This window comes from Sinomonas humi (assembly GCF_000802235.1).
In the GTDB taxonomy this organism is placed as follows: domain Bacteria; phylum Actinomycetota; class Actinomycetes; order Actinomycetales; family Micrococcaceae; genus Sinomonas; species Sinomonas humi.
In genome coordinates this window covers 1-22,836 of the sequence record NZ_JTDL01000082.1, presented here as the reverse complement: position 1 = coordinate 22,836, position 22,836 = coordinate 1, and the positions used below count along the sequence as shown (strand labels likewise).

Here is a 22,836-nt window from a genome sequence, read left to right as displayed (position 1 = left end):
CGGGCGCGGGGCTAAGCCGGCCCGGCGGTGCGGGTCCCGGCGCGCGTGAAGGCACCGCGGCGGGCGCCGAATTGCTCGATCGCCTCCTCGGCCGCCTCGAGCAGGGCCTGGGCCGAATGGTCCCAGCTGAACTTCTCGGCCTGCCTCACCGAGTCGCGGGAGGCCTCGCTCCACGTGTGCGGGACCTCGAGCTCGCGCACGGCAGCCGCGAATGCTTCCGGCGAATCGGGGTCGACGAAGCGCACGGCGTCGCCCCCGACTTCCCGGAAGATGGGGATATCGCTCGCGATGACGGGGGTTCCGACGGACATGGCCTCCACGAGGGGCAGCCCGTAGCCTTCGGAACGGGAGAGGGTCACGAGTGCCGTCGCGCCCCGCAGGAGCTCCTCGTACTCGGTCTCGCTCACGCCGTTGTGGAATTCGACTGAAGCGCCCGGTGGAATGCTCGATTCGAGCTCGGCACGCCGGTTCGGGGTGATGCGGCTGAGGAGATGCAGCGTGTAGTCGGGAAGCGCCGCCATTCCGGCGATCACGGTCTCGACATTCTTGTACGGCATGAATGAGCCCATGTAGAGGAGGCTTCGGCCCGGTTGTGCGTCGGGGTCCCGCGGCACGAGTCCTCCCTGGGGTGCGTTGCCGACGATCCGCACCGGACGCCTGGTGAGCCGCTTCTCCGCCATGAGCCACTTGGTCGTGCGGCTCACGGTGGCGACGACGTCGGCCCGGTTGAGGAGGACCCGCTGGGGCCAGTAGGCCTTGTGGTAAAGGCGCCACAGAAGGCGTACGGGGGCAGGCAGGAACCCGGGCGGGGTGGGGTGCTCGTAGTAGATGAGGTCGTGGAGCGTGAGGATCAGAGGGTAGCGCCGCCCCCACGAGCCCATCGTCTGCATGGGGCAGAACACGACATCCGGTTCGAGCCCGTTGACCCGTGCGGCGATGAACAGCTCTGCGGGGGAGAGGGGACTCGAGACCTTCACGTGCGGCACGTCGGGCAGGAGGGCGAGTTGACGCTCATCGCTGATAAGCATCGCAGTCTCTGTGCGGGACGCGACAGCCTCGATCAGGCTCGCGCCGTAGCGGCTGATCCCATCGTGTTGGTCGGTCCGCGTGAAGCGGGCATCGATCAGGAGCCTCATCAGCCTGCTTTCTCCTTGGGTTCGGCCAGAAACGCGTGAATTGCGTCCGCCGCCGGCTGCGGCGTTTCGTAATGGATCAGATGCCCGACGCCGGGAATCACCGTGAGCCGCGAGTCGGCGAGCCTTGCATGAAAGTCCCGCACGGCCGGCAACGGTGCGACCTCATCGCGATCGCCTGCGATCAGGAGCACGGGCAGCGAGAGCCCGTCGGCGGCCTCGGCCGCCGTGTGCGAGACCGAGGCGCGGAACGACTCGAGGAGCACATCGCGGCTCGCGAAGCTGGAGAAGTACTGTGCATGCTGGGCGTGGACGAATCGCCGGAGCTCGGGATCGCGTGTCTTGGCCATGGCTTCGCTCATGACCCGGACGATTGCGGGGTGGCGCAGGAGTGCAGACCCGACTGCCCCGGGCAGGCCGGCCCCAGCGCGGTAGTAGCCGACCGCAAGGCGGCTCAGGATGGCTTGCGGACCTTCGAGCGCTGGCGATGAGATCGGATTGACGAGTACGAGCCGCGAGAACCCCTCCGGATGCTCGGAGCAGACGCGGGCCGCCACGATCGACCCGAAGGAATGCCCGAGCAGGACGGTTTCGGGGCCGAGTCCAAGAGCCTGGGCCAGCGCGTCCACCCACGCGGCATAGCCCTCGATGTCGTGCCGGTGCCCGCTCATCGGCGAGGAGGCGCCGAAGCCGGGCAGGTCCGGCATCACGATCCGGACATCGGGCAGGAGATCGACGATGCGCAGGAGCCCGTGGTGGGTCCCGCGGAAGCCGTGGATGGCAAGGATCGTCGGCGCCCCTTCGCCGTCCACCGGCTCGTACGTATAGACGGCCGTCTTTGAACCGAGAAGTTCGAGGTCTGTCCGCCGCTCTCGGGCACCCAGGGCTGAGGAGAGGAAGCCTTCCCCCGCTGCGACGGCCATCAGTTCACCTCGCTGGGGTCGGAACCGGTCCGCTCCCCGCGGTCGAGCCCAGCGATGCGGTCGAGGTCGTCGGCCGTGAGCTCGAACCCGAACACATCGGCGTTCTCACGGATGCGCTCGGGGCTGCTGGCCTTTGGAATGACGATGTGGCCGCACTGCAGGTGCCACCGGACCACGGCCTGGGCAGGGGAGACACCGTGGGCAGCGGCGATCTCCGCGATCACTGGATCCCGAAGGATTCGACCGCGCCCGAGCGGAGACCACGCCTCCGTGCGGATCCCGAGCTCCGCATGGACGGTTTTGAGCAGATCCTGCTGGAGCCACGGGTGGAGCTCGATTTGGTTCACAGCGGGCATGACGGTGCACTCGGCAGCAAGGCGCCGGAGATGCTCAGGCTGGAAGTTGCTGACTCCGATGGCCCGGACCCGCCCGTCCTCGAGCAAACGCTCGAGCGCGCGGTAGGTCTCGACGAAGAGCCCACGTGCTGGACACGGCCAGTGGATGAGGTATAGGTCCACGTAGTCGAGCCCAAGCGCGGAGAGGGAACGATCGAATGCCCGGAGCGCCGGGTCGTACCCCTGATCGCTGTTCCAGAGCTTGGTGGTGACGAAGACGTCTTCGCGCGGAAGACCGCCGTCGGCCGCCTCCGCCACAGCGAGTCCCACGCCGGCCTCGTTGCCGTACATGGCTGCCGTATCGAGGCTCCGGTAACCCGCTCCGAGTGCCTCTCCGGCGAGCCGTGCGGCATCCTCCGCCGGCACCTTGTAGAGCCCGAAACCGAGTTGGGGCATGTCGATGCCGCCGGACAGGGTCACGCGGGGAGCCTGGGTCATGCCCCCGACTCTACCGGCCGATCGCTTCGCCCGGCCTCAGGCATCGAGCGCGAGGAGAGCCCGGGCGGTCGCCTCGTCGATGACAAGCTGGGTCACGAGGCCCGCCTTGAGCGCGCCGCGCAGGCTGCGAGCCTTCGCCCGGCCCGAAACGACGCAGAAGCGGTGCTCGACGCCGCGCACGAGTGCGTGGTCCGGGCCGGTCGACCGCTCATTGAGCGCGATCCCGTCGGAACTCCCGTCCTCACGGTAGAAGACCGTGGCGACGTCGCCCACGACCCTCTCGTGAACGAGGGACTGCAGATCTGCGGTGTCGAGGTAGCTCCCCGTATAGACGTGGCTCGGCACATCGGCGTCTATCGAGCCCACCCCGAACACGGCAATCGACATGCGAGCCTGAAGGTCGAGGACACGCCGAACGCTCCGCTCCTGCCACATGAGCCGCTTCGTCTCTGCACGGTCGAAGAAGGCAGGAACAGGGAATTCCTCCACGGAAGCGTCGTAGGCGGCCCCGAAGCGGCGCATGATCTCGCTCGCGTACCCCAAGCCCATCGTCTGGGTGTTGGCAGCGCCATTGAGCTGGACGACCGTGCTGCCGTGCGTCGACTTCCGATTGAGGTACCTGCTCATCGCCGTGAGGGTCGAACCCCACGCCACACCGAGCACGGTGTTCGATCCGACGAAGGGAGTGAGAGTGCGGGCGGCATACATCGCCACCCGGTCGAGCGTCTCGGCCTCGTTGAGGTTCGACACGTGGGGGACTACGTGGGCGCGGATGCGGTAGCGCCGGGCGATCGCGGATTCGAGCTCTGCCGACGATTCGAGGGGGTTCCAGACCTGGATCTGGACGAGCCCGGTTTCCCTGGCAAACGTCAGGAGGCGCGAGACCGTGGAGCGCGAGGTCTTCAGCTCGCGCGCGATCGCATCCATCGTGAGGTCCTGGAGGTAGTACAGCCGCGCGGCGAGGAGGGCTTCTCGCTGCCTTCGGGTGACGGGACTTTGTGCGGAAGACCCTGCCTCGGAGGGATCTGGAAGCGAAGCTGGGAGCGTCACGAGGGACATTCTTGCACGTTCGTGCATCGCTCTTGAAGATTCCTCTCACATCCTCGAAGAATGGTTGCAGAACAGCCATCGCATGTCTTCAAAGGAGGAATCCCTGTGGCCCCGCACAATCCCGGTGTCCCGGCCGGCTCGCTGCCCGCTCGCTCTCTGGTCTCGGCTCTCAGAGCGAGGCCCCGCTCGCAGGTCCTCATCATCGGGGGCGGGATCAACGGCGTGGGCACGTTCAGAGACCTTGCGCTGCAGGGCGTGGACGTGGCGCTCGTAGAGCGCGGCGACTATTGCCAAGGCGCCTCAGGGGCGTCCTCGCACATGATCCACGGAGGCATCAGATATCTCGAGAATGGCGAGTTCCGGCTCGTGCACGAATCGGTCGTCGAACGAAACCGTCTCCTGCGCATCGCCCCCCACTACGTGAGACCGCTCCAGACCACGATCCCGATCTTCACCACGTTCTCGGGGCTGCTCAACGCCCCGTTGCGCTTCCTGACCCATCATTCCGGCAAGCCCAGGGCGCGGGGGGCGCTCCTGATCAAGCTCGGCCTCGCCCTCTACGACGCGTTCTCCCGTGAGGGCGGCCGCGTGCCACGGCACCAGTTCGTGGGCCGCCGGCGCGCCTTGACCGAGCTTCCGCGGCTGCGCCCAGACGTCAAGTACGCGGCCACCTACTTCGACGCCTCCGTCCACAATCCCGAGCGCCTCACGCTCGATGTCCTGCGGGACGGTCTCGAAGCCAACCCTGAAGCACGGGCGGCGAACTATGTGAGTGCTGTCGGGATGCACGACGGCGCGGTGCAGCTGCGCGACGAGCTCACCGGTGAGGTGTTCGACTTCGCCGCGGACGTCGTCGTCAATGCGACCGGAGCGTGGACAGACCGGACGAACTCTGCTCTCGGAGCAGAGACGTTCTATATGGGTGGGACCAAGGGCTCTCACATCGTCCTCGACGCCCCCGATCTGCTCGCTGCAACCGGTGGCCGGGAGATCTTCTTCGAGCACTCCGACGGTCGCATCGTCCTCATCTACCCGATCGGCGACCGGGTGCTCGTGGGGACCACGGACATCGATGCCGGGGAAGACCTCACCCCCGTCTGCACGGAAGAAGAGGTCGAGTACTTCTTCGAACTGATCCACCACGTCTTCCCCAGCGTCACGGTTGAACCGAGCCAGATCGTCTACACCTTCTCGGGCGTCCGCCCGCTCCCGCGCCACGACACGGCACCGGGTTTCGTCTCACGGGACTACCGGATCGAGCGGTCGGACGGTGCGGACGGGGCACCCGTACGGCTGAGCCTTGTGGGCGGGAAGTGGACCACATTCCGCGCCCTCTCCGAGCATTTGGCGGACTCCGTGCTCCGCGAGCTCCGCGTCGCGCGGCGGCAGAGCACTGCTGAGCTGCCCATCGGTGGTGGCGCGGGCTTTCCGGAGGGGACGGCTGCACGTCGGGAGTGGATCGCCTCGCACCTTCCGGGACTGGCGACCACCAGGGCGGAGGTGCTCCTCGAACGCTACGGGACGCGTGCCATTGAGGTCGCGGCCTTCCTTGCCGAGGGCTCTGACCGCCTGCTCGAGAGCACGCAGGAGCTCAGCGTCCGTGAGCTGGCCTACATGGCCCAGCACGAACATGTCGGGCACGTCGTGGATGTCCTCATCCGGCGCACCTCGCTCGCCTTCCGTGGTCTGGTCACGCAGAAGGTCATCCGGGAGGTGGCCGAGGGGCTTGCACCCCATCTAGGTTGGGATTCTGAGCGCGTCCGCCAGGAGGTCCAGCATGCCGAGCACACGCTTGCCGATCTCCACGGCGTCGCGGGCCCGGCGCTCGAAGCCAGTGGAGGGTTCAGCGCTAGAGGAGAAGGGGCGATCACGATCGAGGGAGCCGTGAATGTCTGAGCAGTACGTCCTTGCGATCGACCAGGGCACCACCAGCACGCGGGCGATCGTGTTCGACCACGCGGGCTCGATCGTCTCGACGGGGCAGCTCGAGCACGAACAGATCTTCCCTCGGGCGGGCTGGGTCGAACACAATCCGCGGGAGATCTGGGACAACACCCGCGAGGTGATCGGTCAGGCCCTCTCGAAGGCGAACCTGACCCGGCACGACATCGCCGCTGCGGGCATCACGAACCAGCGCGAAACCGCCGTCGTGTGGGATCGGAGGACGGGGGAGCCGGTATATAACGCGATCGTCTGGCAGGACACGCGCACGCAGTCCATCGCCGACGAGCTCGCGGCCGAGGGCGGCGTCGACCGTTTCAAGGACAAGGTGGGCCTCCCGCTGGCCACGTATTTCTCCGGCACGAAGATCAAGTGGATCCTCGACAACGTAGAAGGCGCCCGGGCCAGAGCCGAGGCGGGAGATCTCCTCTTCGGGAACACCGACGCGTGGCTCATCTGGAATCTCACGGGCGGAGTCGACGGCGGCGTCCATGTAACCGACGTGACCAACGCGTCCCGCACCCTCTTCATGGACCTCAAGACCCTCTCGTGGGACCAGGAGATCCTAGATGTCTTCGGCGTCCCCGCAACGATGCTGCCCGAGATCAAGTCCTCGTCCGAGGTGTACGCGGAGGTCCACACGTCACAACTCCTGCGCGAGGTCCCGATAGCGGGCATCCTGGGCGACCAGCAGGCCGCGACCTTCGGCCAGGCGGCTTTCGCCAAGGGCGAGGCCAAGAACACCTACGGCACGGGCTGCTTCCTGATCTTCAATACCGGAGAGGAGATCGTCCACTCCAAGAACGGCCTCCTGACCACCGTCGGCTACAAGCTCGGGGAAGGCGAGCCGCACTATGCGCTCGAAGGCTCAATCGCGGTAGCCGGCTCGCTCGTCCAGTGGCTGCGGGACAATCTCGGCCTCATCCGAACCGCGCCAGAGGTGGAGGAGCTTGCCCGCTCGGTCAAGGACAACGGCGGCGTCTACATCGTGCCGGCCTTCTCGGGGCTTTTCGCGCCCTACTGGCGTGCCGACGCTCGCGGAGCGATCGTCGGGCTCACGCGCTACGCGAACAAAGGCCACATTGCGCGGGCGGCCCTCGAGGCCACGGCGTTCCAGACGCGGGAGGTCCTTGATGCCGTCAACCGAGACTCCGGCGTGCCCTTGCGAGAGCTCAAGGTCGACGGCGGAATGGTCGCCAACGATGCGCTCATGCAGTTCCAAGCCGACATCCTTGGAGTGGACGTGGTCCGTCCCAAGGTCATCGAAACGACAGCTCTCGGCGCTGCATACGCAGCCGGACTTGCCGTCGGCTTTTGGGGCGACCTCGGCGAGCTTTCCGCGAACTGGGACGAAGACATGCGCTGGAGCCCGCAGCTTGACCACTCGGAGCGCGACCGGTTGATGCGTCAGTGGACCAAGGCCGTCACGAAGTCGATGGACTGGGTCGACGCCGACGTCCGTTAGGCCGAGGCGGGAGGGTGCCGTGGCTGCGCTAGGATAGCGGTATGCACGGCATCCTCCTGCTTCGCTAGCCGCTCCAGCGAGCGGCCGCCCCTCCCTGTGAGGGGCTTTTGTGTGTCAGGGGACGAATGCTGTCGTAACGCCGAGGTGACGAACAGTGGAGAGAAGCAGGGTGAGCGAACAGCAGGGCGCGGAGCAGGCGGTCGTAGCCGAGGCTACGGCCGCGGGGGAGGCTGCCTACAGCTTTGCCGCGATCGAGGCCAAGTGGCCCGCGGTATGGGAGAAGCTGGGCGTCTTCACGCCCAAGGACGATGGGAGCCGGGAGCGCCGGTACGTCCTCGATATGTTCCCTTACCCCTCGGGCGATCTCCACATGGGCCATGCAGAAGCCTTCGCGATGGGTGACGTCGTGTCCCGCTACTGGCGCCTTCGCGGCTACGACGTGCTCCATCCAATCGGCTGGGACTCCTTCGGCCTGCCCGCCGAGAACGCCGCCATCAAGCGCAACGCACACCCGGCCGAGTGGACCTACGCGAACATCGACACCCAGGCGGCGTCATTCAAGCGCTACGGACTGAGCCTCGACTGGTCACGCCGTCTGCACACTTCCGACCCCGAGTACTACCGCTGGACGCAGTGGCTCTTCCTGCGCTTCTATGAGCGCGGGCTCGCGTACCGCAAGAACCACCCGGTCAACTGGTGCCCCAAGGATCAGACCGTGCTGGCCAACGAGCAGGTCGTCAACGGCGCGTGTGAACGCTGCGGCACGCCCGTGACCAAGAAGGCGCTGAACCAGTGGTACTTCAAGATCACGGATTACGCCGACCGCCTGCTCGACGATATGACCGAACTCGAGGGCCACTGGCCCGAGCGGGTCCTCGCGATGCAGCGCAACTGGATCGGGCGGTCCGAGGGCGCGCATGTCGACTTCGAAGTCGAGGCAACCGGGGACGGCACCAAGCCGTCGCGCAAGGTCACGGTCTTCACAACGCGGCCCGACACGCTCTACGGTGCCACGTTCTTCGTCGTAGCGGCCGACGCCGACCTCGCGACCGAACTGGTGGCGCCCGAGGAAGCGGCCGCTCTGGCCGAATACCAGGATCGGGTCAAAGCGCTTTCCGAGATTGAGCGCCAGAACACTGACCGCGAGAAGACCGGCGTGTTCCTCGGACGCTACGCGGTGAACCCTCTCAGCGGGGAGAAGCTGCCCGTCTGGGCCGCCGACTACGTGCTCGCTGATTACGGCACTGGGGCCATCATGGCGGTGCCCGCGCATGACCAGCGAGATCTCGACTTCGCCCGGGCATTCGGGCTGCCTGTGCGCACGGTGCTCGACACCGGCGAGGACGACCCGGCCGTGACCGGAGTTGCTACGGCCGGCGAGGGGACGATCATCAACTCCGGGCCGCTCGACGGGCTCTCCAAGGCTGAAGGCATCGCAAAGGCCATCGAGATCGTCGAAGCCGCGGGAACGGGCGAGGGCACGGTCAACTACCGGCTCCGCGACTGGCTCCTGTCGCGCCAGCGCTTCTGGGGCGCACCGATCCCGATCATCCACTGCGAGGCGTGCGGCGAGGTTCCGGTGCCGGACGATCAGCTTCCCGTACGTCTCCCGGACGACCTTCGCGGTGAACAGCTGGCCCCGAAGGGAACCTCCCCGCTCGCCGCGGCCGAGCACTGGGTCAATGTCACGTGCCCGAACTGCGGAGGTGCCGCCAAGCGTGACACGGACACCATGGACACCTTTGTGGACTCGTCCTGGTACTACCTTCGCTATCTCTCACCCGATTACACCGAGGGACCGTTCGACCCGGAGGCCGCGAAGCGCTGGATGCCCGTGGCACAGTACGTGGGCGGCGTCGAGCACGCGATCCTCCACCTTCTGTACAGCCGGTTCTTCACCAAGGTCCTCAAGGACATGGAGCTCATCGACTTCGACGAGCCGTTCGCAGCGCTCATGAACCAGGGGCAGGTCCTCAACGGCGGCAAGGCGATGAGCAAGTCCCTCGGCAACGGCGTCGACCTCGGCGAGCAGCTCGACCAGTACGGAGTCGATGCTGTGCGCCTCACCATGGTGTTCGCCTCCCCGCCGGAGGACGACGTCGACTGGGCCGACGTTTCTCCAGCAGGCTCCGCGAAATTTCTCGCTCGGGCGTGGCGCCTCGGGCAGGATGTCACGAGCGAGCCCGGCGTCGACCCCGCGAAGGGTGACCGCGCGCTGCGGAGCGTCACGCACCGGACCCTCGCCGACGCCGCGGAGCTCCTCGAGTCGCACAAGTTCAACGTCGTGGTCGCCAAGGCGATGGAGCTCGTCAATGCGACCCGCAAGGCGATCGACAGCGGGCCCGGAGGGGCAGATCCTGCCGTACGCGAGGCGGTCGAAGTCGTCGCGATCATCCTGAGCCTCATCGCCCCGTACACGGCCGAGGATCTCTGGGCTGCCCTCGGCCACGAACCCTCGGTCGCGAACGCCGAGTGGCCCGCCTACGACCCGTCGTTGCTTGTGGAGGAGACGGTCACGGCAGTGGTCCAGGTCCAAGGCAAGGTCCGGGACCGTCTTGAGGTGGCGCCTGACATTGCCGAGGACGCCCTGCGGGAACTCGCTCTCGCGTCACCGAATGTGGAGCGCATCCTCGATGGTCGGGGCATCCGCACTGTCATCGTGCGTGCCCCGAAGTTGGTGAACATCGTTCCGGCATGAGCCATAGCCCTAGCGCCAGCGATCGGGGGAGCGGTTGACTGAGCGCCCCCCGGCGCCTTGGTGGCTGGGCGACCGCTTCCTTTGGGAGCGTCTCGGCCGCCTGAGGCTCTCGGCACTTCGGCCCGCCAGCCAGACGCGGGTCCGCACCGCCGTCGTCACCGACAGCGCGTGCGGACTCCCGCTCGAGTGGCTCGCGGCAGCGGAGGCCGAGCCTTGGTTCGAAGCAGTTCCCCTCTCGGTCATGGCGGGGGACGAGATCTTCCCGGACGGCCCGGAGGCTGAAACTGCACTCGGAATAGCGTTGGCGGCCGGAAGGCCGGTGAAGACTTCCCGTCCCGCTCCCGGAGTTTTCGAGCGCGTCTACCGGCGGCTCGAAGCCGAGGGGTTCGAAGCGGTCGTGTCGATCCACCTCTCGGGGGCGCTTTCGGGCACGGCGGATGCCGCGCGGCTCGCAGCGGAGCGGGTAGATGTGCCGGTGGAGATCCTGGATACGCGCACCGCCGCCATGGCACAGGGCTTCGCCGTCCAGGCTGCCTGCAGTGCCGCCGCGGCCGGGCAGGACCAGAAAGCAGTGCTTGCCGCGGCCCGCGGAACGTTGGACGGTGCCGAAGTCCGCTTCTTCCTTCCGAGCCTCGAGCAGCTGCGGCGCGGCGGCCGGATCGGTGCCGCCGCCTCATGGGTAGGCACGATGCTTTCCATCCGTCCACTGCTCGCGGTCCAGGATGGAAAGATAGTCCCGCTCGAGCGGATCAGGACGAGCGCCCGGGCCCTCCCTCGGCTGCGCGAACTCTCAACGGCAGACGCGCGCAGGCGCACCACCCCTAGGCTCGCTGTTCACTACTTCGGCAATCGTTCCGAGGCTGAGGAGCTTGCCCATGAACTCGTCCAGGAGCTGGATCTGAAAGCCACATCCTCCTCTATGCGGGAAGCCAAGATCGTTGTCACACCGCTCCCGGCCGTCCTCGCGGCGCACACTGGGCTCGGCGTCCTCGCAATTGTGGTCACGGGCCGATTCGGCGAAGCTACAGATCCTGCGGAAGCCACGAAAGGCTGATCGGGGCCGTACGACTGTGGAGGACTAGTTGGGTTTTCCTCCTCCAGCCACGCGCTCGCGCGTGTACGTCCACATAGCCGCTGCTTGCCGCCCCAGCTCACCGCCCTTCTTGCCAAGGTTGCAGCATGGGACGACGGAAACGCGGCGAGCGCCTGAGGGCGCGGCACCGCTGGGACCGCGTGGTTGGGCCGGGCAGTCAGGGCGAAGCCCCTTGGTTGCGGGAGCCCGAAGACGAGGGTTTGCTGGCGGCCCGGTTCCCGGAGAGCCCGGACCCGGACGAGTCCCCTGAGGCCGATGAGCAAGTGGGCTCGGCAGAGGCGCGGCGCTGGATTCTCTCCGGAGGGCTCGCCGCCCTCGTCCTGTGCGTTCTGGGCATCGGTGCCGGGCTCTGGTGGTGGTCCACCGCAGCGTCCCCGCCGGAGGTCAGTCCGGCCGAGCCGCACAACGCCCCTCGATCCACGGACGGGGGAACATCCAGCGGTGGTGGGAGCTGGATGACGGCGAGCCGAGAAGCGGCCGGTGTCCAGATCGTCGTCGTCCATGTTGCGGGAGCCGTCGCCAAGCCGGGCGTCTACCAGCTAGTCAAGGAAAGCCGCGTCCATGACGCCATCACCGCCGCCGGAGGACCCCTGCCCGATGCGGAAGCGGATCGTCTCAATCTTGCCGCGCAGGTGGAAGACGGAGCGCGGATTGCGGTTCCGCGCCGCGGTGAGGCAGTCGAGGCCGGAGTGGGAAGCGGAGCCGGCGCCGCGGACAACCGCTCGGCAAGCCCGGGCACGAAGGTCAATCTCAATACGGCAGGCGCCGAGGAACTCGCTCAGCTTCCGCGCGTGGGGCCCGTCCTCGCGCGGAGGATCGTCGAGTACCGCGAGCAGCACGGACGCTTCTCTTCTCCCGAGGATCTGGACGCCGTTCCGGGCATCGGTTCGAAAATGCTTGACTCCCTACTGCCCCTGGTAACGGTGTGAGCAGGAGGCAGCTGAACTGCGCGTCTCGGAAAGCCTGGCGGCGTTACGTTGATTCGGCGACCGGCAAGGCGGACGCCGATCCGGCGTATGTCAGACCGCGCACCCAGAGCCACGTTGGGGGCGGCCTCGAGGCTCTGCGGGAATGGTTGGCGCTTCGCGTGGCTCGAGGGCACACGTCGAACCACGGCGATCATGGGCAGGAGCATCGGGGATGGAGGGATCTACGGCTTCTCCCGCCCGCCGCGGCCGTTTGGGCGGGGGCTGCCTGGCCACCGGCGAGCGCCTCCCTTGGCCTCGGAGAAGGGGATCGCTGGACTTGGGCATTGGGATCATGCACCCTGCTTGTCATCGCCGGAGCCTGGGCAGTCGCAGCATCGGCTAGAAGACACGCCCGGCATCGGCGGATGAAGGCTTCTGCCTGCTTGTTCTGTCGGAGCGGCGGCGGAAAGGCCGTGCGTGACTGGGGACATAAGTTCGCGATGATTGCTGTCGTGACCGCTGTTTCTGGAAGTGTCGGCTTCATAGCGGGTGCCGCGCGTCTCTCGGCGGATACCGCTGGCCCTGCCGGCACGCTCATCTCCGAAGGGGGAGCAGCAATGGCTTCCCTCGAGATCCTTTCCGAGCCCCGGAGGCAGGCAGTCACCGCTCGCTTCGCAACCGGGCCAAGATACATGACAGACGCACGGCTTCTTGCCGCCGTCAGGGACGGCCAACGGTTCAGTGCCTCCGCGCGCGTGATTCTGGCCGGCGGCGAATACCTTCGAGGTCTGGCTGCGGGCACGCGGGTTGAGGTGGCTGTGCGAGTCTCCCCTCGAGGCCCCGGGACGGCGTTTGTCACGGCGCAGGGGTCTCCAAGGGAAATCGCTCCTCCGGCTGCCGCAGCTGGATGGCGCGCCTCCGCCAGAGAGGGGCTGCGCACCCATTCGGCCTGGCTCCCGGCCAACGCCGCCGGCCTCGTCCCCGCCCTCGCGGTCGGCGACCGCAGCCGCCTCGATCCCCAGCTCGAAGGCGCTATGTCCGTCGCGGGCCTCACTCATCTCACCGCCGTTAGCGGGGCGAATTTCGCCATTGTCGTGGGGACGGTCGTGCTGTTCCTCAGGGCGCTCCGACTGCCGCGGAAAGTGGTGCATGGTGTGTCCGGCGTGGTTCTGGTGTGCTTCGTCGGGATTGTTGGCCCGGAGCCCAGTGTCCTCCGGGCTGGTGCCATGGGAGTCGTCTCCCTCATGGCCCTTGCCTCAGGGCGCACTGGTGCGGGCTCGGCGGCCCTCTCGGCAGCGATCATCGCTGTCGTACTGGCCGACCCGGCGCTCGCCCTCAGCTTCGGCTTCGCCCTGTCCGTCCTGGCCACTTTGGGGATCACGCTCATCGCTCGCCCGCTCGCGACGCGGCTCTCTGCACGTCTGCCGGCGTGGCTTGCAGCGGCCGTCGCGGTACCACTCTCGGCGCAGCTCCTCTGCGGGCCGGTCGTCGTCCTGCTCGAGCCCTCGTTCCAGACATGGTCGCTCGCTGCCAACCTCGCGGTCGCACCGCTCGTCCCGCCGATCACCGTCGGTGCAACCCTTGCCCTCGCAGCAGGGCCGCTGTGCGCGCCGATTGCACTCGTAGCGACCGCGTTCGCCGGACTTCCGGCAGAGCTGCTTGCGGGGGCCGCACACGCGTTCGCGGGCCTGCCAGGGGCCCGGCTCCCCTGGGCGGGGGGACCTGTCGGCAGCGTGGGAATGGCGCTCGTGTCCCTGGCCACGGCGGCTCTCGTCTGCGGCCTCGGGCATCGACGTCGAGCAGCGCGAACACCTCCGACTTGAGCATGAATCTACCGGCCACAGGCTCGACGTGGTGGGCCGATGCAGGAGCGCTCCCTCCCCAGGGGCAGCTCGGAAGTAGGGCGAATTGCCCGCAGATTCCGGCGATGAACGAGCTCATGGAGCCGAAGCGGCTCCTGTGGTTTGGCGGTCTCGCGGCGGCCGGCGTCGTAGGCGTCCTCGAATGGCCTGTAGTCGCCGCGGTGCGGCCTTCTTGTTCCCTGACTAGCGCAGGAGGGCCAAGGCTTCGCCCACCCCCCGCAGGCTCTGACTGCGGCGTGAGAGCGTCAGGAGGCGCGCGAGGACAGCGATCACGGCGATCGGCCACTCGATAAGTCCGATGGCCGCAAGGAGGGAGGCGCCCCCAAGGAAGGCAAGGGTGTCCGCGGGCGGAAGGGTGATCGTCCCGATTCCTTCGAAACGGATTCGGATTGGCCCGCTAGCCCACGCTTCGGCCAGTTCATTCATCTCGTGCTTCCTCCGTGCAGCCAATCTCATGCAGCAGGGGAGACGTCCCCGTACGGCAATTCTCATCAGGTGCCTGCGAGCCTACCCATCTCCCTTTGCCACAAGATGAACAGGATCCGAACCCGGGGTGAGTAAGGAAGTCACTTTTGGACTAGAACCGTGCCGAGACTGGCAGTCGGAACTGCCCTACCGAGTTGGCCACGCGACACCCCCGTGGCAAGGTTGTCCAGTGAACCCCACTGCGGCAGGAACAGGATCGTGATGGCAGCGGCCGGACGGCGGACCCCGCGACTGGGTCCCTCAAGCCCCTCCTCAGCTGGAATCGACTTCAGGAACGCCGCTCCCGCACCGGTGGTGCTCGTCTCTGGCCCCGAAGACTATCTCGCGGCTCGCGCCATGGATTCAATACGGAAACAGGCGCGGACCGCGCATCCCGATCTCGAGCTCACACGCCTCGATGCGCAGACCTACGCGCCGGGAACGCTCCTGCTTGCGGCGTCACCGTCCCTGTTCGGTGAGCAGAAGTACATCGAGGCGAGCGGCCTCGAATCAATGAATGAGGACTTCCTGAAAGACGCGTTGGCCTACCTCTCCGCGCCGGAGCCAGACATCGTCCTCGTCCTTCGGCACGCAGGCGGAACGCGGGGGAAGAAGCTCCTCGACGCCGTGCGAGGCTCGGGCGCACCCGTCGTCGACTGCCAGCCGCTCAAGAGAGACGCAGACAAGGTTGCATTTGTCGCGGCCGAGTTCAAGGGCTCGGGGCGTCGCATCGAGCGGGATGCGATCGATGCGCTTGTGGCGGCGGTTGGAAGCAGCCTGGCCGAACTGGGAGCAGCGTGCAGCCAGCTCCAGCTCGATGCGACCTCGACCGTCGACGTCGCTACGGTTGAGAAGTACTTCGGCGGCCGCGTCGAGGCAACCGCCTTCAAGGTGGCCGATGCCGCACTCGCAGGACGCGCCGCTCTGGCCCTGTCCACCTTCCGTCACGCAGTCGAGACCGGAGTGGATCCGGTTCCGATCGTCGCCGCCGTGGGGTCGAAGCTGCGAACGCTTGCGAAAGTTGCGGGAGAGAACGGATCGTCCCAGAGCATCGCCCGTACGCTTGGCCTGCAGCCTTGGCTCGTAGAGCAGGCTCAGCGCGACATCCGGGGATGGACACCGAAGAGCCTTGCGACGGCGATCCGAGCTGTCGCCGAGGCGGATGCCGAAGTGAAGGGACTCGCTCGAGACCCCGCTTATGCCGTCGAACGGGCCCTCGCCGTCGTGAGCGCCTCTGCGCGGGCCCGGTGAGCCGCGCGCTGGTCGCGCCCCGACGACGACGCCGCCCGTCCAATCAGGTGGGGCCGTCCAACCAAGTGGGGCCGTCCAACCAAGTGGGGCCGTTTAACCAGCTGGCCCCGTTAACCAGCTGGGGCCGGGCATCCGCAAGGATGCCCGGCCCCAGCCGTTGCCTGACGGGTGTGTCAGAGCGCGCTGACCTTCTTGGCGATCGCAGACTTGCGGTTCGCCGCCTGGTTCTTGTGGATCACGCCCTTGCTCACAGCCTTGTCGAGCTTCTTGGTCGCACGAAGCAGCGCCGAGTTCGCGGCATCCTTGTCGGATGCCTCGATAGCCGCGTTGACCGAGCGGATGAGGGTCTTGAGCTCGGACTTGACGGCCATGTTGCGCTGGCGGGCCTTCTCGTTGGTGAGAATCCGCTTCTTCTGGGACTTGATGTTCGCCACGTGTGAACTTTCTTGTTTTGCTAACAGGGTCTAGAGGGCTTTCAGACCGGCCTCGACTGAGCGGCGTGGGGATGCCTTTGGCGGCCGGCCATCAGTGCCCGTCGACCTGCACGGACACACAGCAGACAATCCTAGCAGACCGAAGACATCCCGCCGCCTTCGCTCGCGACGGCGCGGCGAAGCTTCAGGGCTCTCCGTCGGGACTGGATCCGTGGGAGACTGGGAAGTCAGCATTGCCCCGCTGGCACAGGATAGCTGGATTCAGCAGTAACAGGCGCACAGCACTAACAGCCGCACAGCAGTAGAGGACGTACAGGGTGTCTCCACAGGCCCGCACCGCACCGGTGCCCGCCGCGACCGATCCGTCGATCATCCGCAATTTCTGCATCATCGCCCACATCGACCACGGCAAGTCGACCCTCGCGGACCGAATGCTGCAGTTCACTGGCGTCGTGCAGCCCCGGGACATGAAGGCGCAATACCTCGATCGCATGGACATCGAGCGTGAGCGCGGAATCACGATCAAGTCCCAGGCTGTCCGCATGCCGTGGGAGGTCGAAGGCGTCTCGTATGCGCTCAACATGATCGACACGCCCGGCCACGTCGACTTCACCTATGAGGTGTCCCGATCGCTGGCCGCGTGCGAGGGCGCAGTCCTGCTGGTCGACGCAGCGCAGGGTATCGAGGCCCAGACGCTCGCCAATCTGTACCTCGCCATGGAGAACGATCTGCACATCATCCCGGTCCTGAACAAGATCGACCTCCCCGCCGCGCAGCCCGAGAAGTACGCCGAAGAACTCGCCAACCTCATCGGTGGGGACCCTGCTGACGTCCTGAAGGTTTCCGGCAAGACCGGCGTCGGTGTCGAGGGCCTCCTCGATCGCATCGTTCAGGACATCCCCGCCCCGGTCGGCGACGCGACGGCTCCCGCTCGGGCCATGATCTTCGACTCTGTCTACGACACCTACCGCGGAGTCGTCACCTACGTGCGCGTTGTCGACGGCGCACTCTCGCCGCGCGAGCGGATCCAGATGATGTCCACCAAGGCCAGCCACGAGCTCCTTGAGATCGGCGTCATCTCTCCCGAACCGATCCCGAGCAAGGGCCTCGGGGTCGGCGAGGTCGGCTATCTCATCACCGGCGTGAAGGACGTGCGGCAGTCCAAGGTCGGTGACACCGTGACCAACCTCTCGCGCCCTGCCGCCCAGTCCCTGGGCGGCTACGAGGATCCCAAGCCGATGGTCTTCTCGGGCCTGTACCCGCTGGACGGCTCCGACTATCCAGACCTGAGGGATGCCCTCGACAAGCTCAAGCTCAATGATGCAGCTCTTGTCTACGAACCCGAGACGTCGGCAGCCTTGGGCTTCGGCTTCCGCGTCGGCTTCCTCGGGCTTCTGCACCTCGAGATTGTGCGCGAGCGGCTCGAGCGAGAGTTCAACCTCGACCTCATCTCGACGGCCCCGAACGTCATCTACGAGGTCACGCTCGAGGACAAATCGGTGGTGACGGTCACCAACCCGAGCGAGTTCCCGACGGGCAAGGTCAAGGAAGTCCGGGAGCCGATGGTCTCAGCGACCATTCTCGCGCCCAACGAGTTCGTCGGCGCGATCATGGAGCTCTGTCAGGGGCGCCGCGGACAGATGAAGGGCATGGACTACCTGTCTGAGGACCGGGTCGAGCTGCGCTACTGGATTCCGCTCGCGGAAATCGTGTTCGACTTCTTCGACCAGCTCAAGTCGAAGACGCGAGGGTACGCCTCGCTCGACTGGAAGGCCGAGGGGGAGCAGGCGGCAGACCTCGTCAAGGTGGACATCCTCCTCCAAGGAGAGCAGGTCGACGCCTTCAGCGCCATCACACACCGGGACAAGGCGTATTCCTACGGCGTCATGATGACGTCGAAGCTCCGGGAGCTCATACCTCGTCAGCAGTTCGAGGTGCCGATTCAGGCCGCCATCGGCTCGCGCATCATCGCTCGTGAAAACATCCGGGCGATCCGCAAGGACGTCCTCGCGAAGTGCTATGGCGGTGACATCACGCGTAAGCGCAAGCTCTTGGAGAAGCAGAAAGAGGGCAAGAAGCGCATGAAGATGGTGGGCCGCGTGGAGGTTCCCCAGGAGGCGTTCATCGCGGCGCTGACCACGGACGAATCGAAGGACAAGGCCAAGAAGTAGACATGCACGTTTTCGGTGCGGCTGCCCGGAAGGCGGTGGCCTAGGTTGCCCAGCAGCCTTCCCCTCGGGGACCCGGCGCCGGCCGACGGCGTCCTGCCGGCCCAGGCGGGCATCGGCGCCGAGGCGCGGGGCTTCTCGCTCTACGCGCACATCCCGTTCTGCTCCGTACGGTGCGGCTATTGCGATTTCAATACGTACACTGCGGCTGAGCTGGGCGGGGGCGCCTCCCAGAACGAGTACGCCCAGACGGCCGTCGGCGAGGTGCGGCTCGCAGCCCGAGCGCTTGACGCCTCAGGCGTGCCCCGGCGTCGTCTGTCCACCGTGTTCTTCGGCGGCGGCACCCCGACCCTCCTGCCGGCCCGCGACCTCGCCGCCATCCTCGAGGCAGCCGTGAGTGAGTGGGGCCTAGCGCCGGGCGCAGAGGTCACGACCGAAGCCAATCCAGATTCCGTCACTCCTGAAGCCCTCCTCACGCTGCGTGAGGCTGGGTTCACGCGCGTCTCCTTTGGCATGCAGTCGGCCGTCCCACATGTCCTCAGTGTTCTCGATCGGACGCATACCCCGAGCCGGGTTCCCGAGGCGGTCCGCTGGGCGCGGGACGCAGGGCTCGACGTCAGCCTCGATCTCATCTACGGCACTCCCGGGGAGAGCATGGACGACTGGCGTCGGTCCCTCGATGCCGCGCTCGCCTCCGAGCCGGACCACGTGAGCGCCTATGCCCTCATCGTTGAGGAGGGCACGCGCCTCGCCGCCCAAATCCGCCGGGGCGAGGTCCCCGACGTCGACGACGACGACCATGCGGCCAAGTACGAGATCGCCGACACCGTGCTCGGCAGCGCGGGGTTCCACTGGTACGAGGTGAGCAACTGGGCGCGCGGCGTGCCAGGCGACGGCCCCGAGAACGGCAGATTCGAGTGCCAGCACAACCTCGCCTACTGGCGTGGCGGGGACTGGTGGGGCGTGGGGCCGGGTGCGCACTCGCACGTCGGCGGCGTCCGCTGGTGGAACGTCAAGCACCCGCGCGCCTATGCGGCGCGTCTGGGCCAAGGAGATTCGCCAGCGGCGGGACGTGAGACGCTCGACGACGCGACGCGCCTCGAGGAGCGAATAATCCTTGAGTTGCGGCTCGCCACGGGCCTCCCGATCGAAGTCCTTCCGCCCACCTCCAGGCACGAGGTCGCGGGACTCATCGCGGAAGGCCTCGTGGACGGGCCGACTGCGTTCAGGGGACGCCTCGTGCTCACCCTTGCGGGCAGGCTCCTCGCTGACGCGGTCGTGCGCCGCCTCATGCCGTGAGCTGAACTACGAGCCCTACTTGATCCAGCGCAGATTGAATCGATAGCGGAACGGCTGCCCGCGGTTGACCTCGATGCCTGCCGTCACGGACAGGATCGCAAGGCCCACCCAGATGAGCGTCGCCACCACGGCGAAGTAGACGCCGATCACGGGGATGAAGGAGAACAGGTTCAGCACGAGCGCGGCGATCGTTGGGGGCAGCGTGAAGTTGAGGGCTTCCTTCGACTCCTGGGCGGTAAACGGCCCCCGATCCTTGAAGGAGAGGTAGACGAGGAGCGACGGGACGCAGCCCAGAATTCCACCGAAGTGCGCGAGCGTGGCCCACTGACGGTCTTCGCTGGCGGTGAAAGGCTCGGCGCCTCCGACCTTCCCGAGCCGGCCCCCTTGGGGCTCACGGTGATCCTGCCAGTTCTGGGACACAGCACTTCCTTGCATTCGGGGACAGGGTCTTGGCCCTCAGAATACCGAACTCAGGCGGTCAGGAAGTCGATGACCTCTTCGACGCGGCCGAGGAGAGCCGGCTCGAGATCGGCGTACGTGCGGACCGCGCTGAGCAGCCGCTGCCAGCCGAGGCCGAGATCCTCGGGCGTTTCGTGGGGCCACCCGAAGGCACGGAGGATGCCCGTCTTCCAGTCGAGCCCGCGGGGAACTGTGGGCCACGCCGGAATCCCTAGGACCTGCGGTCGAATGGCCTGCCATACGTCCACGTACGGGTGCCCCACAATCAGGACGTTCCCTGGCGCCCCGGCTACCGCGAGAGCCTTTTCTGCGATCCGTGTTTCCTTCGAACCTTCGACGAGGTGGTCGACGAGGATGCCGAGGCGTCTCTCGGGGCCAGGCCGGAAGTCAGCGACGGCGGCTGCGAGATCGTCGACGCCGTGGAGGGGTTCGACGACGATGCCCTCGAGGCGGAGATCGTCGCCCCAGACCTTCTCGACGAGTTCGGCGTCATGCTTGCCCTCGACCCAGATGCGGCTTGCCCGGGCCACTCTCGCCCGAGCGCCTTCGACTGCAACGGAACCCGACGCGGTCCGCTTGGGAACCACCGCCTTCTGCCGCGGGGCAGGAGGAGCGAGCCGGACCGGACGCCCCTCGAGCAGGAATCCGTAGCCGAGTTCGAACGAGCGCGTCTTGCCGCGCCGGTCCTCGAGGCTGAAGACGTGCATGCCGCCAGACTTCTCGACGCGGGTGACAGCACCCACCCAGCCTGTCTGGCTGTCCTCGAGCACCATGCCCAACTCGATCGCGACCTCCGGCAGGACGCTCTTCTTCGGGGCGGCGATTTCAGCCGGCCCCCACTGGTCGTAGTAGGACATCCGGTCCTTCGCCTCCTTGCACTGACGCACCTCAGGGCTGGATCGGTCCAGAACTGGGTCGGCCTTCATGCTAGTGGCGGGAAGGCGAAGCCTTCGGCCCTTCCGGCCGCGTGTCCTGATGCCCCGGGTGTACGCGCGGAAGGGCGCATAATAGATCTAGCACTTGGGTAGAGAGAGTGCTAAGGATTTGATGAACGTCCTGTACGGAAGGCGCGTCAAAGCGCTGGTTACTGCCCGCAGAGGAGGTGGAATGAACGAGCCACGCAAACTCGAGGTCCTGAGGGCGATCGTCGAGGACTACGTCCACTATCGGGAGCCTGTTGGCTCGAAGGCCCTCGTGGAGCGCCATCGTCTCGGAGTCTCAAGCGCAACGATCCGCAACGACATGGCCGCCCTCGAGGACGAAGGCCTCATCGTTGCGCCCCATACGAGCGCCGGGCGCGTCCCGACGGACAAGGGCTATCGCGTGTTTGTCGACCAGCTCGCGGCGGTGCGCCCGCTCTCGTCTGCGGAGAAGCACGCGATCCAGTCCCTTCTGGAAGGCGCCGACGATCTGGATGACGTTCTCGAGCGCACCGTGCGGCTGCTTTCGCACCTCACGAATCAGGTCGCCGTCGTGCAGTATCCCCAGCTGGGCCGCGCACGCGTGCGGCACGTCGAGGCGGTGGGCCTCGCCCCGCGGCAGGTCCTGCTCGTGCTCATCGCGGACAGCGGCACGGTCGAACAGAGGGTCGTGACGTTGGGGGAGGACCTCGACCACGACCGCCTAGCGGTGCTGCGCCAGAGCTTCCTTGCAGCAACGGCAGGCAAGCCGGTCTCGCAGGTTGGGGCGAATGTGGCGGCCACGATGGATTCGCTCCTCCCTGAGGATCGTCCCGTCGCGGCAGAACTCGCCGCCGGCCTTGCAGCGCTTGCCGCGGCGAGCCGCGAAGAGCGGATCGTGACCGCGGGTACGGCGTACCTCGCACGGTCCAACAGCGACTTCCTCCTGAGCATCTCGCCGGTGCTCGAAGCCCTTGAGGAACAGGTAGTGCTCCTGCGCCTCCTGTCCGAGATGGCAAGCGATGCGCGAGGCGTGGCAGTGGCCATCGGCCACGAGACCGCCGCCGATTCGCTCGCCGAGACCTCGGTCGTGGCAACCGGGTACGGTCGGGACGACGCCAAGATCGGCATACTCGGCCCGACACGGATGGACTACCCGGCCACGATGGCAGCGGTGCGCGCGGTTGCGCGGTACCTCTCGAAGATCCTCGCCGGAAGCTAGAGAAAGAAGACAGTGAGCAGCCATTACGAAACCCTCGGCGTATCACCGGATGCGAGCGGCGAGGAGATCAAGAAGGCCTACCGGAAGCTGGCCCGCAAGTTTCACCCGGACGTGAACCCGGGCGACGAGGCGTCGGAGCGCTTCAAGGCTGTGACCCATGCCTACGAGGTGCTTTCCGATCCGGACAAGCGCCGCGTCTACGACGCGACCGGCAACGAGAACGGCACGGACAACGGGTTCTCGGGCGCGTACAACGGGGCGGGCTTCGCCTTCCAGGACATCTTCGAGACTTTCTTCGGCGGGGGAGGGGCTCAGACTGGTCCGGCGACGCGGGTGCGTCGCGGGCAAGACGCTCTCATCGCAGTGCGGATCGAGCTCAAGGACGCCGTCTTCGGCGTCAACAAGAAGATCGAGGTCGATACAGCTGTCCTTTGCTCCCGGTGCGAAGGTTCCTGCTGCGAGCCCGGAACGCAGCCCGTGCGGTGCAGCGTGTGCCACGGCAGTGGGCACGTTCAGCGCGCCGTCCGCTCGATCCTCGGCCAGGTCATGACGACGGCGACGTGCCCCTCGTGCGGCGGCTTCGGCACCGAGATCCCGAATCCCTGCAACGAGTGCGGCGGGGAGGGCCGGGTCCGCAGCCGGCGTTCCCTCACGGTCAAGATTCCGGCCGGCGTCTCGACGGGAACCCGCATCCAGCTTGCCGGCCAAGGGGAGGCGGGGACGGGGGGGGGGG

General features: G+C 66.8%; 19 protein-coding genes. 11 read left to right on the top strand and 8 right to left on the bottom strand.

From position 1 onward, the window contains the following. Positions 1-11: 11 nt before the first annotated feature. From LK10_RS06040 to LK10_RS06025, 4 genes are read right to left on the bottom strand one after another with little or no spacing between them, the layout of a single operon-like run. Positions 12-1,136, bottom strand: coding sequence for a glycosyltransferase family 4 protein (locus tag LK10_RS06040; protein WP_043121145.1), 1,125 nt, complete (start codon positions 1,134-1,136; stop codon positions 12-14). Further along, positions 1,136-2,056: an alpha/beta fold hydrolase gene (locus LK10_RS06035; protein WP_043121142.1), complete on the bottom strand. Its 921-nt coding sequence runs from the start codon at positions 2,054-2,056 to the stop codon at positions 1,136-1,138. Before LK10_RS06035 ends, LK10_RS06040 begins: the two co-directional genes overlap by 1 nt. Next, positions 2,056-2,889: an aldo/keto reductase gene (locus LK10_RS06030; protein WP_043121140.1), complete on the bottom strand. Its 834-nt coding sequence runs from the start codon at positions 2,887-2,889 to the stop codon at positions 2,056-2,058. The genes LK10_RS06035 and LK10_RS06030 overlap by 1 nt, the downstream gene beginning before the upstream one ends. Positions 2,890-2,925: 36 nt before the next feature. After that, the gene (locus tag LK10_RS06025; RefSeq protein WP_043121448.1) at positions 2,926-3,840 is read right to left on the bottom strand and encodes a sugar-binding transcriptional regulator; all 915 of its coding nucleotides are present in this window, start codon (positions 3,838-3,840) and stop codon (positions 2,926-2,928) included. A gap of 204 nt (positions 3,841-4,044) precedes the next feature. Between LK10_RS06025 and LK10_RS06020 the strand changes: the two genes are divergently transcribed. The 6 genes from LK10_RS06020 to LK10_RS05995 all read left to right on the top strand — a co-directional run bounded on the left by LK10_RS06020 (position 4,045) and on the right by LK10_RS05995 (position 13,867). Beyond that, the gene (locus LK10_RS06020) at positions 4,045-5,835 is read left to right on the top strand and encodes a glycerol-3-phosphate dehydrogenase/oxidase (RefSeq protein WP_231567636.1); all 1,791 of its coding nucleotides are present in this window, start codon (positions 4,045-4,047) and stop codon (positions 5,833-5,835) included. After that, a complete protein-coding gene (glpK, locus tag LK10_RS06015) occupies positions 5,828-7,345 on the top strand; it encodes a glycerol kinase GlpK (RefSeq protein ID WP_043121137.1) in 1,518 nt (505 codons plus the stop codon). Before LK10_RS06020 ends, glpK begins: the two co-directional genes overlap by 8 nt. A 169-nt stretch (positions 7,346-7,514) precedes the next feature. Continuing rightward, on the top strand, positions 7,515-10,043 hold the full coding sequence (gene leuS, locus LK10_RS06010) for a leucine--tRNA ligase (RefSeq protein ID WP_081998314.1): 2,529 nt from the start codon (positions 7,515-7,517) through the stop codon (positions 10,041-10,043). Between the two features lie 34 nt (positions 10,044-10,077). Then, positions 10,078-11,097 carry a DegV family protein gene (locus tag LK10_RS06005; protein WP_043121134.1) on the top strand — a complete coding sequence of 340 codons (1,020 nt, stop codon included), beginning with the start codon at positions 10,078-10,080 and terminating at the stop codon, positions 11,095-11,097. A gap of 125 nt (positions 11,098-11,222) precedes the next feature. Continuing rightward, the gene (locus tag LK10_RS06000; RefSeq protein ID WP_081998313.1) at positions 11,223-12,065 is read left to right on the top strand and encodes a ComEA family DNA-binding protein; all 843 of its coding nucleotides are present in this window, start codon (positions 11,223-11,225) and stop codon (positions 12,063-12,065) included. A 491-nt stretch (positions 12,066-12,556) separates the two neighbouring features. Then, positions 12,557-13,867: a ComEC/Rec2 family competence protein gene (locus LK10_RS05995; protein WP_197061867.1), complete on the top strand. Its 1,311-nt coding sequence runs from the start codon at positions 12,557-12,559 to the stop codon at positions 13,865-13,867. Between the two features lie 222 nt (positions 13,868-14,089). On the opposite strand, the gene LK10_RS05990 is transcribed toward LK10_RS05995, so the two are convergent. Beyond that, complete coding sequence (locus LK10_RS05990) at positions 14,090-14,332, bottom strand: hypothetical protein (protein ID WP_052207012.1); 243 nt, start codon at positions 14,330-14,332, stop codon at positions 14,090-14,092. A 261-nt stretch (positions 14,333-14,593) separates the two neighbouring features. Here LK10_RS05990 and holA point away from each other — a divergent pair, with 261 nt between their 5' ends. Then, complete coding sequence (holA, locus tag LK10_RS05985; RefSeq protein WP_043121131.1) at positions 14,594-15,622, top strand: DNA polymerase III subunit delta; 1,029 nt, start codon at positions 14,594-14,596, stop codon at positions 15,620-15,622. A gap of 173 nt (positions 15,623-15,795) precedes the next feature. On the opposite strand, the gene rpsT is transcribed toward holA, so the two are convergent. Then, on the bottom strand, positions 15,796-16,056 hold the full coding sequence (gene rpsT, locus LK10_RS05980; protein WP_043121129.1) for a 30S ribosomal protein S20: 261 nt from the start codon (positions 16,054-16,056) through the stop codon (positions 15,796-15,798). A 317-nt stretch (positions 16,057-16,373) separates the two neighbouring features. Here rpsT and lepA point away from each other — a divergent pair, with 317 nt between their 5' ends. Both lepA and hemW read left to right on the top strand, forming a co-directional pair. After that, positions 16,374-18,227, top strand: coding sequence for a translation elongation factor 4 (lepA, locus tag LK10_RS05975; RefSeq protein WP_043121127.1), 1,854 nt, complete (start codon positions 16,374-16,376; stop codon positions 18,225-18,227). A gap of 45 nt (positions 18,228-18,272) precedes the next feature. Continuing rightward, complete coding sequence (hemW, locus tag LK10_RS05970) at positions 18,273-19,523, top strand: radical SAM family heme chaperone HemW (RefSeq protein WP_043121125.1); 1,251 nt, start codon at positions 18,273-18,275, stop codon at positions 19,521-19,523. Between the two features lie 15 nt (positions 19,524-19,538). On the opposite strand, the gene LK10_RS05965 is transcribed toward hemW, so the two are convergent. Together LK10_RS05965 and LK10_RS05960 are read right to left on the bottom strand one after the other, a co-directional pair. After that, a complete protein-coding gene (locus LK10_RS05965; RefSeq protein WP_043121121.1) occupies positions 19,539-19,943 on the bottom strand; it encodes a DUF4870 domain-containing protein in 405 nt (134 codons plus the stop codon). A 50-nt stretch (positions 19,944-19,993) separates the two neighbouring features. Next, positions 19,994-20,839, bottom strand: a complete 846-nt coding sequence (locus LK10_RS05960) for a DUF3097 family protein (protein WP_043121117.1) — start codon at positions 20,837-20,839, stop codon at positions 19,994-19,996. Positions 20,840-21,089: 250 nt separating this feature from the next. Between LK10_RS05960 and hrcA the strand changes: the two genes are divergently transcribed. Next, positions 21,090-22,103, top strand: coding sequence for a heat-inducible transcriptional repressor HrcA (gene hrcA / locus LK10_RS05955; protein WP_043121114.1), 1,014 nt, complete (start codon positions 21,090-21,092; stop codon positions 22,101-22,103). Positions 22,104-22,115: 12 nt separating this feature from the next. After that, positions 22,116-22,836, top strand: a 721-nt coding sequence (locus tag LK10_RS05950; protein WP_043121112.1) for a DnaJ domain-containing protein, incomplete at its 3' end; no start/stop codon positions are given.

What these genes read in the sequence shown, in the direction of transcription:
- LK10_RS06040 (WP_043121145.1), bottom strand. Translation starts at nt 1,136, where the DNA reads ATGAGGCTCCTGATCGATGCCCGCTTCACGCGGACCGACCAACACGAT.
- LK10_RS06035 (WP_043121142.1), bottom strand. Translation starts at nt 2,056, where the DNA reads ATGGCCGTCGCAGCGGGGGAAGGCTTCCTCTCCTCAGCCCTGGGTGCC.
- LK10_RS06030 (WP_043121140.1), bottom strand. Translation starts at nt 2,889, where the DNA reads ATGACCCAGGCTCCCCGCGTGACCCTGTCCGGCGGCATCGACATGCCC.
- glpK (WP_043121137.1), top strand. Translation starts at nt 5,828, where the DNA reads ATGTCTGAGCAGTACGTCCTTGCGATCGACCAGGGCACCACCAGCACG.
- LK10_RS06000 (WP_081998313.1), top strand. Translation starts at nt 11,223, where the DNA reads ATGGGACGACGGAAACGCGGCGAGCGCCTGAGGGCGCGGCACCGCTGG.
- LK10_RS05990 (WP_052207012.1), bottom strand. Translation starts at nt 14,332, where the DNA reads ATGAATGAACTGGCCGAAGCGTGGGCTAGCGGGCCAATCCGAATCCGT.
- holA (WP_043121131.1), top strand. Translation starts at nt 14,594, where the DNA reads ATGGCAGCGGCCGGACGGCGGACCCCGCGACTGGGTCCCTCAAGCCCC.
- LK10_RS05960 (WP_043121117.1), bottom strand. Translation starts at nt 20,839, where the DNA reads ATGTCCTACTACGACCAGTGGGGGCCGGCTGAAATCGCCGCCCCGAAG.
- hrcA (WP_043121114.1), top strand. Translation starts at nt 21,090, where the DNA reads ATGAACGAGCCACGCAAACTCGAGGTCCTGAGGGCGATCGTCGAGGAC.